This is a genomic window from Amycolatopsis tucumanensis, from assembly GCF_021654135.1.
Classification (GTDB): Bacteria; Actinomycetota; Actinomycetes; order Mycobacteriales; family Pseudonocardiaceae; genus Amycolatopsis_E; species Amycolatopsis_E tucumanensis.
In genome coordinates, this window is record NZ_JAKGSD010000051.1 from 1 (window position 1) to 13,358 (window position 13,358).

Annotated in this window: 11 protein-coding genes; 3 read left to right on the top strand and 8 right to left on the bottom strand. The window is 72.8% G+C overall.

Features of this window, described 5'->3' with window-relative positions; genetic code table 11:
* Positions 1–110: 110 nt before the first annotated feature.
* The 7 genes from L2C96_RS34655 to L2C96_RS34685 form a co-directional block, all read right to left on the bottom strand.
* Complete coding sequence (locus L2C96_RS34655; protein ID WP_237339204.1) at positions 111–1,052, bottom strand: serine/threonine-protein kinase; 942 nt, start codon at positions 1,050–1,052, stop codon at positions 111–113.
* 80 nt (positions 1,053–1,132) lie between these two features.
* A complete protein-coding gene (locus L2C96_RS34660) occupies positions 1,133–2,677 on the bottom strand; it encodes a serine/threonine-protein kinase (RefSeq protein ID WP_020420059.1) in 1,545 nt (514 codons plus the stop codon).
* Positions 2,678–2,861: 184 nt separating this feature from the next.
* Positions 2,862–3,704, bottom strand: coding sequence for a hypothetical protein (locus L2C96_RS34665; RefSeq protein ID WP_237339205.1), 843 nt, complete (start codon positions 3,702–3,704; stop codon positions 2,862–2,864).
* Positions 3,705–3,867: 163 nt separating this feature from the next.
* Positions 3,868–4,941 (bottom strand): hypothetical protein, encoded by a 1,074-nt coding sequence (locus L2C96_RS34670; RefSeq protein ID WP_237339206.1) that lies wholly within the window; start codon positions 4,939–4,941, stop codon positions 3,868–3,870.
* 363 nt (positions 4,942–5,304) lie between these two features.
* Complete coding sequence (locus tag L2C96_RS34675) at positions 5,305–5,610, bottom strand: hypothetical protein (RefSeq protein ID WP_020420061.1); 306 nt, start codon at positions 5,608–5,610, stop codon at positions 5,305–5,307.
* 64 nt (positions 5,611–5,674) lie between these two features.
* On the bottom strand, positions 5,675–5,980 hold the full coding sequence (locus tag L2C96_RS34680) for a chorismate mutase (RefSeq protein WP_020420062.1): 306 nt from the start codon (positions 5,978–5,980) through the stop codon (positions 5,675–5,677).
* A 168-nt stretch (positions 5,981–6,148) separates the two neighbouring features.
* Positions 6,149–6,535 (bottom strand): DUF1707 SHOCT-like domain-containing protein, encoded by a 387-nt coding sequence (locus tag L2C96_RS34685; protein ID WP_237339207.1) that lies wholly within the window; start codon positions 6,533–6,535, stop codon positions 6,149–6,151.
* Positions 6,536–6,645: 110 nt separating this feature from the next.
* Here L2C96_RS34685 and pcrA point away from each other — a divergent pair, with 110 nt between their 5' ends.
* Positions 6,646–9,051: a DNA helicase PcrA gene (gene pcrA / locus L2C96_RS34690; RefSeq protein WP_020420064.1), complete on the top strand. Its 2,406-nt coding sequence runs from the start codon at positions 6,646–6,648 to the stop codon at positions 9,049–9,051.
* 396 nt (positions 9,052–9,447) lie between these two features.
* The gene (locus L2C96_RS34695) at positions 9,448–9,699 is read left to right on the top strand and encodes a hypothetical protein (protein ID WP_020420065.1); all 252 of its coding nucleotides are present in this window, start codon (positions 9,448–9,450) and stop codon (positions 9,697–9,699) included.
* 19 nt (positions 9,700–9,718) lie between these two features.
* Here L2C96_RS34695 and L2C96_RS34700 read toward each other — a convergent pair whose 3' ends face one another.
* Positions 9,719–10,474: a M23 family metallopeptidase gene (locus tag L2C96_RS34700; RefSeq protein ID WP_020420066.1), complete on the bottom strand. Its 756-nt coding sequence runs from the start codon at positions 10,472–10,474 to the stop codon at positions 9,719–9,721.
* 535 nt (positions 10,475–11,009) lie between these two features.
* Here L2C96_RS34700 and L2C96_RS34705 point away from each other — a divergent pair.
* Entirely contained in the window at positions 11,010–13,307 is a 2,298-nt protein-coding gene (locus tag L2C96_RS34705) for a hypothetical protein (RefSeq protein WP_237339208.1), read from the top strand.
* The last annotated feature ends 51 nt before the right edge of the window (positions 13,308–13,358 follow it).

The window sequence follows — 13,358 nt, forward strand, 5'->3', positions numbered from 1 at the left end:
CCCGCCTTGACGCGGTGTCTCGGCAACCGAACACTGAAAGATCGGGTTCGGGAGGACTCAACCGGGGCGTAGCGAAGCGAAGCCAGCGATTGAGAAAGCGTAGCGCCCGCTCAGAGAAAAAGAAGCTGCGTAACCCCGATCCCAATAGCCGCCGCGACCAGCACAGCCATCGTCGCGAGGATCAACTGCCGCGCCCGGACCGGTGAGATCCGCACCAACGGCTCCCTCGGCGGAGGCGGCGGCGACGGCGGCCGGAACGCGGGCACGGTCGGCAGCGCGGGCGCGGTGGGCGGGATGAACGCGGTCTGCCGTCCCTGCGTGATCGCCTGGAACGAGGTGATGCTGTCGCCGAGCGTGGGGCGGCTCAGCGGGTCCTCGCGCAGGAGCTTCATCAGCGCGGGCGCGAGCACGCCGGCCTTCTCCGGTTGCCGCAGCGGCCCGCCGCCGTGGTCGCCGTAGGGCGGCACGCCTTCGACAGCCGTGTAGAGGGTGGCGCCGAGCGAAAACGCGTCGGTGGCCGGCGCGGCGGTCGCGCCCCGCGAGAGTTCCGGGGCCCGGTAGGCGGGGTTGAAACCGGCGCCGGTGAACCCGATGTCGGTGACCTTGACGCCCCCGTCGTCGGCGAGCAGCACGTTGCCCGGCTCCAGCCCGCGGTGCACCACACCGGCCCGGTGCGCCGCGGCCAGCGCGGACGCGAGCTGGATGCCCAGGAACGCGGTCTGGTCGGGCGTGAGCGTCCCGTACTCGCTCAGGAAGTCCGCCATGTTGCGGGAGGGCACGTACTCCATGACCACCCACGGGTCCGGCCCGTCGCGGAGCACGTCGTAGACGCCGATCGCGCAGGCGTGCTGGATCCGCATCGCGGCGCGGCCCTCTTCCAACGCGGCGGCGACGGACTGCTCGCTGTGCCCCGGCGCGACCGACATCTTCTTGGCGGCCACCGTGCGGTTCAGCTGCGTGTCGTACGCCAGCCACACGATTCCGGCGCGGCCACGACCGATCGGTTGGTCCAACCGGTACCGGCCGCCGACGAGTGCGCCCTCAGTACCCACTACACCCTCTCGTCGTCCCGGCCTGTCGGATAGTCACCCACCACCCTACTGACCGATCCTGAACGTTTCCGGCAGTCGACTCAGCCGTTCCCGGCAGGCGAAGTCGAGGTGTTGGTTGCCGTGTTCGACGTCGACGGCTCCGACGAGCTCGTCTTCGGCGGGCTGGACTTGGTGGGCGAGCTGGTCCGCGGCGTCGAAGTCTCCTCGGCGGAGCTGCGCCGCGAGGGGGAGGACTTCGTGGGCTCGTTGGCCTGGCTCGAGCGCGTCGCGGTCGGCGTCGAGCTCTCCGTCGTCTCCACCGACGAGCTGGTCACCAGCGGCGGCACCACCGGCGGGCTGGTCTCGGTGGTGTTCGTGGTGTTGTTGTTCGCCGGCGTGAACAGCCAGATGCCGAGCGCCACGAGACCGGCCACCACGACGGCGCCGATCGCGGCGGGCACCTTCCACTTGCCCCGCTTCTCGTCCTCGTCGTCCGCCGCGGCGGCCCGGGGCTCGTCGTCGTAGCCGTCGTAGCCCGCAGGCACCGCGCGCGTCGCGCCCTGGCGGTCGTAGTCGTCCGTCGGGTACGCGGCGGTGGCGGCGTACGGGTCGTCCGAGTAGTCGTCGTACTCGTCGTAGAACTGGTCGCTCGCGCCGCCGGCCAGCGTGCCGGAGTGCGCGCCGAGCTCGTCACCGCGGAAAGCCCGTGTGGCGCCGGCGCCGGCCGCCGCGCCCAGCGCTCCAGCCGCGAGCGCGCCACCGGCGAGCGCTCCGCCGGAGGGCGAGAACCGCGTCTCGTCGTCCGGACCGCCCAGCGGCGTCTCACCGCGCGCCACGGCCGCGAGCAGCTCCTCGGCCTCCGCGGCGGTCGGGCGGTGCTGGACCTCCGGGTGCAGCAGCACGGCCAGCACGCTGGCGAGCGGACCGGACTGCCGCGGCGGGTTGATCTGCCCCGCGGCGACCGCGTGCAGCAGGCTCAGGGTGTTCTCGCTCAGACCGAACGGCGGCTGGCCCTCGCACGCCGCGTACAGCGTGGAGCCCAGCGAGAAGACGTCCGCTTCCGGGCCCGGGTCGCCACCGATCGCGACCTCCGGCGCCAGGTAGGCCGGGGTGCCCGCGATCATGCCGGTCTTGGTGACCGTCACGTCGTCCTTGGCACGCGAGATGCCGAAGTCGGTGATCTTCACCACGCCGTTGTCGGCGAGCAGGATGTTGCCCGGCTTGATGTCCCGGTGCACGATCCCGACCGCGTGCGCCTCCTTGAGCGCGGCCGCGATCTGGGCGCCGATGCGCGCGACCTCGCGCGGCGGCAGCGTCTTCCGGTCGCGCAGCAGCTCGGCCAGGCTCGTCGACGGCAGGTACTCCATCACCAGGCACGGGTGGCCGTTGTCGTCGGTGACGACGTCGAAGACGGAGATCGCGTTCGGGTGGTGCAGGCGGGCGGCGATGCGGCCCTCACGCATCGTGCGCTGCTTGGCGTCCTCGGCCTCGTGCTGGTCCAGCCCCGGTTGCAGAAGCAACTGCTTGATCGCGACCGAACGGCCGAGTACGTCGTCGTGCGCCTGCCACACGGCACCCATGGCGCCGCTGCCGATTCGCCGCTCGATCCGGTACCGGCCGGCGACCAGGCGACCCTCGTCGCTCACGCGACCTCCTTCGGGGGCTGTTTCAGGGCGCGACAGTGCCGCACGCCTGGAAGCCTATGCACGTAGCTCGGCCCGTGGGCCGGGGGTTGGGCCAGATCCGTCAATCAAGGCTAGGGTGCTCACTCTGCGCGCATGCATCCGGCACTGTCTGGGGCGGCCGGGACCGTGCCTGGTATGACGTCCGCTACAGCTCCTCGGCGGCCAGCAGGACCGCTTCCGAGATGCTGCGTCCGGCCTCGTCGAGCCCCAGTTGCTGGGTGACGCGCAGCCGGGTGCCGTCGTCGCGGCGCATCAGCACCACGGCGAGCACGGACCCGTCCGGCTGCACGCGCGTCTCCACCACCTCGACCTGGCGCATGGTGCTCCACGCCCGCACCAGGTCGCCGGCCTCTTCGCCGGCCAGCGCCGGGCTGAGCAGGTCCAGCGCCTTCTCCGGTGCGGAATCGACCCGCCGGTAGAACTCGTTGACCACCGCCAGCTTCTCCGCGTCGGTCAGCACGGGGGCGGTCGTCGTCGTGGTCACGGAGCCCTCGGGCGCGACGGGCGCCCCGGTCTCCGCGGGCTGGGTCTGGGCCACCGGCACCTGGGTGAGCGGGGTGCTGGTCGCCTCGGCGTGACCCACGGTGTTGCTGCCCTGCTTGCCGCCCGGCGCGCCGCCCGCGGCGAACCCGCCGAGCGCGGCCGCCCCGGTGATCTGCGGCGGGGCCGGGCTGACCGGCGCGGCCGACTGGTCCCGGCCGCGGCTGAGCACCGACGACGCCACGACCGCGCCCACGAGCAGCGTGCCCGCCATGGTGAGCCCGGTGAGCTTGGCGAGCTTCGCGCCCCGGCTCTCCGGCTCCCGCTGCGGCTCGGTCCTGGTCCGGACGCGCGGTGGCGGCAGGTACTTCCGCGGCTCGCGGAACACCTGTGTGAGGTACTCGCGGTCGACCATCTCGTTGTCGAGGATCTCGGGGGAGATCAGCTCCTCGACGCGGAGTGCGTCCGGCGTGCGGGTGGCGCGACGCCGTTCGTGTGCGACTCTCATGGACCTGTCGTCTGGATCTTCCGTCTCGGGGGGACTGGCCGGGGCTGTCTAGCTGTTAATCAGCGAACCCCCGTACCGCGTTACCTGCCACACCCGATCGGTGGAGGGGCACCGGGGAACGACGAACGGCAGTCACCGTCACCCACCTGGAGCAGTGCGGTGGTCAGGCACCGTCGCTGGTGATCTTGTCGCCGGAGAACTCGAGCGTGCGCTCCTCGGTGACCTCGCGGCCGTCCTTGTAGACGGTCTGCACGGTGCACACCGTCTTGCCGTCGTACTGGTGCACGCGGATGTGCTTGACCTGGAAGTACGCCACCTCGGCGTACTTGCGCTCCAGCCCCTGCGGGCCTTCCTGCTTCAGCTCGCCGTCGGTCAGGCTCGCGGCGGCCTCGGGGTTCTCGGTGACCGTGTCGAGGTAGGTCTGCGAGTTGCTGGCCAGCGTCTTCGGGTCCTCGTCCGCGTACGCGGCGAACCGGTACGGGTCCGCCTCGTAGGGCGCGGGGGATGGCGCCGGCTTGGGCGGGACGCTGCTGGTGGTCGGCGTCGCGGTGGTCGTGCCGCTCGCCGGGCCGCCGGTCGCCGAGGTGTCGCGGACCGTGCTCGATCCCGCGGGCGCGCGCACGCCCGCGCTCTCGGTCGGCCGGGCGCTGGTCGCGCCGGTGTCCCGGATGTCGTCGCGGGACGTGCTGGACGTGCCGCTCTCGTCGCCGCCGGAGCTGGGCGGGGCGATCTGCTCACCGGAGAGGGTGGGCACCCCGCCGCCGAGGCCGGGCACCCACGCGCCGCCCGCCTGGTCCGGCGCCGGTTTCGCGACGAACGCCGAGCCGGCGAACATCAGCGCGACGACGACGCCGCCCGACGAGGCGGTGGCGAACCAGGCGGCCTTGCGCCAGCTCCGCGGCGGGGTGACCGACGCGGGCACGTTGCCGAGGTCGAAGGAGCCGAGGCCGGTCACCGGGGCCGCCTCGTACACGCGCACGTCGGTGTCCTCGGCCTCGCGGCGGCGCGGCGGGGTCAGCTTGACCTTGGTCCGCTGGGGGCGCTGCCCCGGTTTCGCGGCAGGCGGCGCGGGCTGCTCGGGCGGGGCAGGCTGCTCGGGCGGGGCTGGCGGCTCGGGCAGAGGGAGCTCACCGTGCGCGGCCGGGAAGACGTCGGTGGTGGAGATGCGTTCGGTCAGCGGCAGCGAGCCGCGGGCGGGGGCGTCGAACGGCTCGGAGCTTCGCGGGTGCACCGGCATCGGCCGGACCGGCTCCGGAGCCCGCCGGGCGGCCGGCGGGTGCGCCGGGACGACCGGGGTCCAGGTTCCGGCACCACGGCGGTGCCGGCCGGTCCGGGAACGAGAGCTTTCCGTGAAATCGGCCCCGCGTGTCATGCCGTGTGGACACCGCCCTCTGCGTCGTCTGACGCCGGAAAGAGGCCGATTCGACCGAATGGAGCAGGCCGTGCATGTGCGGGTGCACGTTCGTCTGCACGCGCACGGCCTGTCGCCGGGCGCGCGGAGCCGAATCTGGGGCATCCCACGCCCTAAAGAGTAAGAGCCCGCGCCGGTCGTCAAAGCGTGAGCCCGCAAGTTCACTCTGTTGGGGCGTCGGCGCTCCGGTCACCCACCGCTTCGGTAGCGCGCCTGGGTCGACTGGAGGGCCTTGGTCGCGACCGCGCCGCTGCCCGCGGCGACGATGATCGCGAGGATGTCCATCCCGGTGCCACCCGACGTGAACAGCCACGCGAGGAGCGCCGCGGCGGAGGTTCCGCCGGCGAGCGCCCACCGGCTGCGGACGTACTGCGCGACCGGCGCGCCGCCGGCCCGCTTGTTCGCCGCGTTGTTCAGCAGCGCCAGGTAACCCACATGGGCTAGCGAGGCGAGCACACTGGCGATCGCGATGATGACCGCGATGACGTTAATCATGTCTCCAGTGTGCCCGTCCGCCGAGCCACCGGACCTCCGGGAAGCCCCGGAAATCGGACGATTTTCAGCGGCCGAGCCGACCGCGCCCCAGGTTCAGCAACGCCATCGCGAGCTGGCGGCCGTCCGGGCCGAGTTCGCGGTAGCGGGCGAGCACGTCCATCTCGCGGTTGTAGACGATGCGGGTGCCGCCCGCGGCCATCCGCGCGGCGCCGATCGTCTGGGAGACCTCGACCCGGCGCTTGACGAGCCGCAGGATCTCGGAGTCGAGCCAGTCGATCTCCTTGCGCAGCTCGGCGATCTCCTCGGCCGTGGCGACGGGTTCGCCGGAAGTCTCCGGCGGGGTGGCTTTCTCGTTCGTCTGTGCGTTCATCGGGCCCTCCGGTCGGTTCCCGGACCCGCACGGCCCCGAAGCCGACGAAAGCCCCGGGTCCGCGGACTCCGGGGCTTGTGGTGACGGTGTGGTGTGGGCACCTACGCGATCACGGGAGCCGGAGTCCGGATCCCGTAGAAAAATCGGTACGGGTGGTGCTGCACGAGATCAGTATGGCACAACTCGCCCCCGGGCGCGGACGGCCGCGTGTGCGACCAGGCTCACGCCGAGCCAGAACATCGGGAACGCCGGCCAGAAGAACTCCGCGTCCGACACCGCGAACCGCGTGACGAGCAGCGCGGACAGCACGGCCACCACCGCGGCGTGCACCCGCAGGGGCACGGGGAAGCGCGAGGGGCGCGGCGGCGTTGGTTCCGGTAGGTCCCGCGTGAGCGCGGACAGTTCGTCGACGTAGGTCGCGGCGTAGGCGGCGGCGAGGCGATCTTCGGCTTCGCCTAGGGTCAGCCTGCCCTCGCCGCTCGCTTCCTGCAGCCGGGTCGCCACGCGCTCCCGGTCCTGGTCTCCGGCGCGGATCCGGTTCGATGGTGCGTCCATGCCGTCGATCCTCCGCCGCGGCGAGCGGGCGCGCGTCCGTCCGCCGACGACACCTGGCGGTACGTCCGGCGCGGTAAACCGTCAGTGCCCCCGAGTAGCGTGGAGAACCGATGAGCACCCTGTTCGACCTCCCCGCCGAGCCGCCCGCGCGCCCAGCGCCGGGCCGCCACGCCGACCTGCTCGCCGACCTCAATCCCGCGCAGCGGGAGGCGGTCACGCACGCGGGCGCGCCGCTGCTGGTCGTCGCGGGCGCCGGGTCGGGCAAGACCCGGGTGCTGACCCGCCGGATCGCCTACCTGCTGGCCGAACGCGGCGTGCACCCCGGCGAGATCATGGCGATCACGTTCACCAACAAGGCCGCGGCCGAGATGCGCGAGCGCGTCAGCGACCTCGTCGGCAGGCGGGCCAACGCGATGTGGGTCTCCACGTTCCACTCGATGTGCGTGCGGTTGCTGCGCCGCGAGGCCAAGACGCTGGACATGTCGTCGAACTTCTCGATCTACGACGCCGACGACACGCGGCGGCTGGTCACGCTCGTGGCGCGCGACCTGGACATCGACCCCAAGCGCTACCCGGCCCGCGCGCTGGCCGTGCACATCTCCAACCACAAGAACGAGCTGACCGACCCGGAGGACGCCGCCGCGAAGGCGTCCAACGACCTGGAGCGCCGCGTCGCCGAGGTCTACGCCGAGTACCAGCGACGGCTGCGGCTGGCCAACGCGTTCGACTTCGACGACCTGATCATGCGCACCGTCGAGCTGTTCCAGGCCTTCCCGGACGTGGCCGAGCACTACCGCCGGCGGTTCCGGCACGTGCTGGTCGACGAGTACCAGGACACCAACCACGCCCAGTACACGCTGGTGCGGGAGCTGGTCGGCACGTCGACGAGCGAGTCCGGCGTCGAGCCCGCGGAGCTGTGCGTCGTCGGTGACGCCGACCAGTCGATCTACGCCTTCCGCGGCGCCACGATCCGCAACATCGAGGAGTTCGAGCGGGACTTCCCGGACGCCCGCACGATCCTGCTGGAGCAGAACTACCGCTCCACCCAGACCATCCTGTCCGCGGCCAACGCGGTCATCGCGCGCAACCCGAACCGCCGGGACAAGCGGCTGTGGACCGACTCCGGCGACGGCGAGAAGATCGGCGTGTACGTCGCCGACAACGAGCACGACGAGGCGGCGTTCGTCGCGGGCGAGATCGACGCGCTGGTCGACCAGGGCCAGGCGAAGTACTCCGACGTCGCGGTCTTCTACCGCACCAACAACCAGTCGCGGGTGTTCGAGGAGATCTTCATCCGGCTCGGCCTGCCCTACCGGGTGGTCGGCGGCGTCCGGTTCTACGAGCGCCGCGAGGTCCGGGACGCGCTGGCGTACCTGCGGGTGCTCGCCAACCCGGAGGACACGGTCAGCCTGCGCCGCATCCTCAACGTGCCCAAGCGGGGCATCGGCGACCGGGCCGAGGCGTGCGTGGCCACCCACGCCGAGCGCGAGCGGATCTCGTTCGCGGCCGCGCTGCGCGACGCCGCGGCGGGCCGGGTCGCGCTGCTCAACCCGCGCTCGGCCAAGGCGATCGCCGGGTTCGTCGAGCTGCTCGACGGGCTGATCGAGCTGGTCGACAGCGGCGCGGAGGTCGCGGACGTGCTCGAAGCGGTGCTGGAGCGCACCGGGTACCGGGCCGAGCTGGAGGAGTCCGACGACCCGCAGGACGCCTCGCGCGTGGACAACCTGACCGAGCTCGTCACCGTCGCCCGCGAGTTCGCGGAGCAGGCGGCCGAGATGGCGCCGCTCGCCGAGGACGACGACGGGGTGCCCGAGCCGGGCTCGCTGGCGGCGTTCCTGGAGCGGGTGTCGCTGGTCGCGGACGCCGACTCGGTGCCGACGCCGGACTCCGACGGCGAGGAAGAGGACTCCGGCGTGGTCACGCTGATGACCGTGCACACCGCCAAGGGGCTGGAGTACCCGGTGGTGTTCTGCACGGGCTGGGAGGACGGGGTGTTCCCGCACCTGCGTGCGCTGGGCGAGCCCGCCGAGCTAGCGGAGGAGCGGCGGCTGGCGTACGTGGCGATCACGCGAGCGCGGCAGCGGCTGTACCTGAGCCGGGCGATCACCCGGTCGGCGTGGGGGCAGCCGATGACGAACCCGGCGTCCCGGTTCTTCGACGAGGTGCCGTCCGAGCTGCTCGACTGGCGCCGCGAGGAGCCGTCGTCCGCCGCCGAGTCGTCCTTCGGTTCTCCGCGCGCCGCGACCACCTGGGGCCGCCGCTCCCGCTTCGGCGAGGATTCCGCGCAGGCGGGCATCGCGGCCCGCGGCATGCGGTCGACGCCGTTCAAGGGCTGGCAGAACACGGTCGCGCTGAAGCTCGAGGTGGGCGACCGGGTCAACCACGACAAGTACGGACTCGGCACGGTGGTCGAGGCGTCCGGCGAGGGCCCCCGCGCCACGGCGACGATCGATTTCGGCAGTGCGGGCAAGGTGAAGCTGATGCTGATCGGCAGCGTGCCGATGGTGAAGCTGTAGGTGTTGCTGGCCGCGGTGGCGTGCCGTTCCTCGGCCGCCACCGCTGCCGTCACCGCGGTCGCCCGCTGGTGCCGTTTCCGCCGCCGACCGCGGCATCCATTCACGCTGTAGATCCTGTTCGCCGTCACGCGCCGTTCGCCGCGCGCCACGGGTGCTGGCCGCCTGCGCCGTATCTGCCGCCGTGGCATGAGCCCCGCCGCCGTGTGCCGTCCCCGGCCGCCACCGCTACCAGCTGCCTTGCACCCCGCCTACCGCTGCCCGCAACTCAAGCGTGAGCACACCCCATTAACCCGTTCGAGCGAACGTCGACCCTCGCTGCCCGACCGCGCCAAAACTGTCAGACCCCTCCGATACAACTGTCTCGAACGAAAGTTCGAACCCTCGGGAGGTCATGGTGTGGGCAGGCAGTGGTTCCCGTACGTGCGGGCGGGCGTCCTCGAACGCGTCGAGCGCATGGTCGCGCGTGCGGCTCGCGACGGTGCACTACCCGCCGCGGAGGCGCTCGTCGTCCTCGGAGCCTGGCAGGCGCTGCTGGAGCGGCACGGCGGGCCGGACGGCCGGTGCGTGCTGTGCCGCCGTACTTCGCGGCGGCTGTGCGGCGTCTGGCAGGTCGCGGTGGCCTATTTCGTGCGGCCGGACGCCCCGTGAGCGAGCCAGGGAGGGGCCGTCAGAGGTAGACGCCGCGGGCGGCGAGCCACGTGCGCGGGTCGACCTTCTTGGTGCCGTTGAGCCACACCTCGAAGTGCAGGTGCGGGCCGGTGCTCTGGCCGCGGTTGCCGATCTCGGCGATCTTCTGGCCGCACTTGACCTTCTGGCCCTCGCGCACCGAGTAGCTGTTCATGTGGCCGTACACCTGCACGGTGCCGTCCTCCAGTTGGATCTTCACCCACAGGCCGAAACCACTGGCCGGGCCGGCCTCGATCACGGTGCCGTCGGAGGCGGCGTAGATCGGGGTGCCGATCGAGTTGGCGATGTCGATGCCGTAGTGGCTGGTGCCCCAGCGGGCGCCGAAGCCGGAGGTGTAGGTGCCCTTCGCGGGCAGGCAGGTCTTCGGCCGGGCGGCCTCTTCGGCGGCGGCGCGGGCGGCTTCGGCGTCCCGGGCCTGGCGGGCCATGGTGACGTTCTCACTGTCGGTGAGGCGCTGCACCTCGGCCGACGCGTCCGTGAAGTTGGCCGCGGGAAGGATCTCGGGTGCGCCGGTGGGGGCGTCACCACCGACGGCGAACGACGCGCTGGCGTCCTCGGCGTTGGCCAGGGGGGTCACACCGGCGTCGGAGGTCTGTACGGCCTGGAGGGTCTGTCCTGCGGCGGCAGCGGCGAACGCGCCGGCCGCGACCGCGGCGACGACGACCCGGCCGCGCAGCGCCGACGAAGGCGCAGGGAGCCGGTGGGCGCCCCGGACACGGACGACGGCGCCGTCCATAGCGTCGTCGTCGAGTTCCGGGGAAGGAGCTTGGCCGCCGGGGGAGCGGTATCGAGCCAAGTCAGGGCCTTCCGTTGCTCGGGGGGTCAGACCGCGGGCGCCGGGCGGGGGATCCCGGTGGGCAACCGTTCGGGGGTCGGCTGCCCGTCGCCCACATCGTGACCTGACCGTGATGGGGACCGGGGGACAGTAACGAAGGGATGTGGTCGACGGCAAGAACCGGCCGCCGTCTGGGCCGAACGTGGGGCGCGGGCCGGCTGTCCAGCAGCAGCGATGACACTGGGTAGAGGGGATATTCCGCCGTTGGTGTGACGTGCGACACGGTTTGTTGGTTCGTGGCGTTCCGGGGGCAACCTCGGAGGCTTGCTAGCGTCGGCGCCGGTGTCGGTAGCGAGACCGCGCGGGCCCGCGATCGTCTGTGAGGCGGTGGTGCCGGGCGCCGGTGTCAGGCACAGGCTGCGGTGCGCCCGCGGCTCTCGGACGCCGAGGCCGGCCGTCCTGACCGCTCCTCCGACCCTCGACGACGTGAGAACACATGGACACTGACAGCACCGGCGGCGCGGCTGCCGTGCAGCTCGACGCCATCCCCGACACGGCCGCCGCGGGCCGGTCCCCGTCCGTCGCGGCCTACGTGGTGGGTGCGGTCTCGGCCGTGCTGCTCGCCGTGGGTGCCGCCGTGCCCGTGGTGAACGGCGTGGCGCGCGGGTTCAACAGCGTGCCGTTGCTGGTGGTGCTCGCCATCGCGCCGATGGCCGTGGTCGCGGTGCTCGCGCTGAAGGGACGCCACCAGACGGCGGCGGGAGTGCTGGCCGCCGTGGCGGCACTCGCCCCCGGGCGGCTGGTGCTCGACCTGATCCTGCTGACGGACCCGGTCCGCGCGGCGCGCCCGGAGCTGTTCCGGCTGCACTCACTGGCCGACCCCGGCACCGCGCCCGGACTGTGGCTCCTGCTGGCGGGCCACGTGGCCGCGATGGTCGCGGGGGTGTTGGCAACACGAGCCGCCGCGCCGAAGGCGGACATCCCGTGGACCCCGAGGGCCTCCGCCGCGGCCGAAGCTGCCGCCGCCCGCGCCGCTGGAAGCCCTGGCCCGAGCAGCCCCAGCACCGATCCCGGCCGCAGCGCCCGGACCACCGGCGGTGACGCACCCGGCGGCACCGCGGCGCGTGGCCGCAACGCCGCGGATGCGGCCGGTGGCGCAGCTGCCAGCGGAAGTGATGAGGGGGAGCGCACCGGGAACGCCGACAGGAAGACCGGCGCCCTTCCGGCTCGCAATTCGCGAACCGAATATTCCGCCACCATTGGCGATGCAGGCACAGACGACTCCGCCGCCGACAGGCCCGCCACCTCCAGCGACGCCGCCACCTCGGGCGAAGCCGCCACCCGCGCCGACGAGGCTGGCCGAGCCACCACGCGCGCCGACGAGGCTGGCCGAGCCACCACCCGCGCCGAGGCCGCCGACCGGGCCTCTGTCCCCGACGGGAGCTCTGATCGGCCTGCGGCCTCCGGCGGCGGCTCGGATCTGGCCCCTGCTCCCGAGAGCACCTGGCCCGAGGCGGCCGAAGTGAGCCGTGGGGGGTTGGTTTTCGGGATGTTCGCCGCGGTCGTTGCGGGCGTCGGGGTCATGATGGCGCCCTTCACCTCGACCGACGCCTTCCTGCCCGCCGATAGCGCGTTCGAGAGCCCGGGCCTCGTGCTCGCCGGGAGTCTGCTGCTCGCCTTCGCTCTGCCCGTCGCCACCATGCTGCTCGCCGGCTCGGGCACGGCCGTCGCCCGGGGTGGGTTGCTCGGGCTCGGCGTCACCGCCGCCGTTGTCGGCTTGCCGAACCTCGTCTCGGGGCTCAGCCTGCCCGGCGTGCGCCTCGCGGCGGGGCCGATCCTCGTGCTCGTCGGGGCGGCCGGGATGATCGCCGCCGCGTTCCTGCCCACCGCGGCCACCCGGGACGCCGCCCAGGACGACGAGGCGGGCGAGATCACCCTGCCCGGCATCCGCCGCCTGCGGATCGTCACCGGCGTCCTCGCCGTGCTCACCTCCGCCGCGGCCATCGCCGGCGCCCTCACGCCCCAGGTGGTCATCACCGAGACCCTCAACGGCCCGCAGAGCCCCTCCCGCTCGGCACTGCTCGTCGCGGGGCTGCTGGTCGGCGTGCTCGGCCTCGTCATGTTCACCGCCGGCCCCGCGGCCTACGCCCGGCCCGCGCTCTCGGTCGCCTGGGTCACGGTCCCGCTCGCCGGCACCGCGGTCCTGACCATGGCCGTCACCGCCACCGAACTCGGCGCCGGTCTCACCCCGGGGCCCGGGGTGCTGTGGACCGCGCTCGCCATCGTCGGATCGGCCATCACCGCCTGCTGCTCCGTCGTCGCGGGGATGGTCGAACGCGACGAGACCACCGACCCGGCCACCGCGCTCGGCGACGGACCCGCCCTGCCCGGCGCGGACCTGCTCACCCCGCTGGTCGCCGCGGGGATACTCGCCATCGGCGCCTTCGGCACGCCCTCGATCCTCGCGCCGGACTACGTCGAACCCGCCCTCTGGTCGAGCTTCGGCACCCCCTCGTGGGGCCTGCTGGTCGCGCTGCTCACCGTCCTCGGCGCGTGCGTCCTCGCCCCGCGGTGCCGTCCCGCCCGCGCCGCGGCGCTGCTCGCCGGTGCCGCCTGCGTCGCCGGGCTGCGTGCCGCGGAGTTGCCACTCGTGGGTGATGAGATCGCCGGAGCGCACGCCGGGCTGGGCTGGTGGCTCGCGCTGGGCTGCGCCCTCGCCCTGGTCATCGCCGCCGTTCTGGCCGCGCGTGGCTCGATTCACACCCCGAAACCACGCTCTGGATCCATACGGTGACCGAGTTCACCGGATGCGCCGCCCCGAGCCAAAGCCCAGGTCGCTAGGGTC

Excerpts from the sequence above, each read along its gene's own strand:
- L2C96_RS34665 (WP_237339205.1), bottom strand. The coding sequence starts at position 3,704 with ATGAGAGTCGCACACGAACGGCGTCGCGCCACCCGCACGCCGGACGCA.
- L2C96_RS34670 (WP_237339206.1), bottom strand. The coding sequence starts at position 4,941 with ATGCCGGTGCACCCGCGAAGCTCCGAGCCGTTCGACGCCCCCGCCCGC.
- L2C96_RS34675 (WP_020420061.1), bottom strand. The coding sequence starts at position 5,610 with ATGATTAACGTCATCGCGGTCATCATCGCGATCGCCAGTGTGCTCGCC.
- L2C96_RS34680 (WP_020420062.1), bottom strand. The coding sequence starts at position 5,980 with ATGAACGCACAGACGAACGAGAAAGCCACCCCGCCGGAGACTTCCGGC.
- L2C96_RS34685 (WP_237339207.1), bottom strand. The coding sequence starts at position 6,535 with ATGGACGCACCATCGAACCGGATCCGCGCCGGAGACCAGGACCGGGAG.
- pcrA (WP_020420064.1), top strand. The coding sequence starts at position 6,646 with ATGAGCACCCTGTTCGACCTCCCCGCCGAGCCGCCCGCGCGCCCAGCG.
- L2C96_RS34700 (WP_020420066.1), bottom strand. The coding sequence starts at position 10,474 with ATGGACGGCGCCGTCGTCCGTGTCCGGGGCGCCCACCGGCTCCCTGCG.
- L2C96_RS34705 (WP_237339208.1), top strand. The coding sequence starts at position 11,010 with ATGGACACTGACAGCACCGGCGGCGCGGCTGCCGTGCAGCTCGACGCC.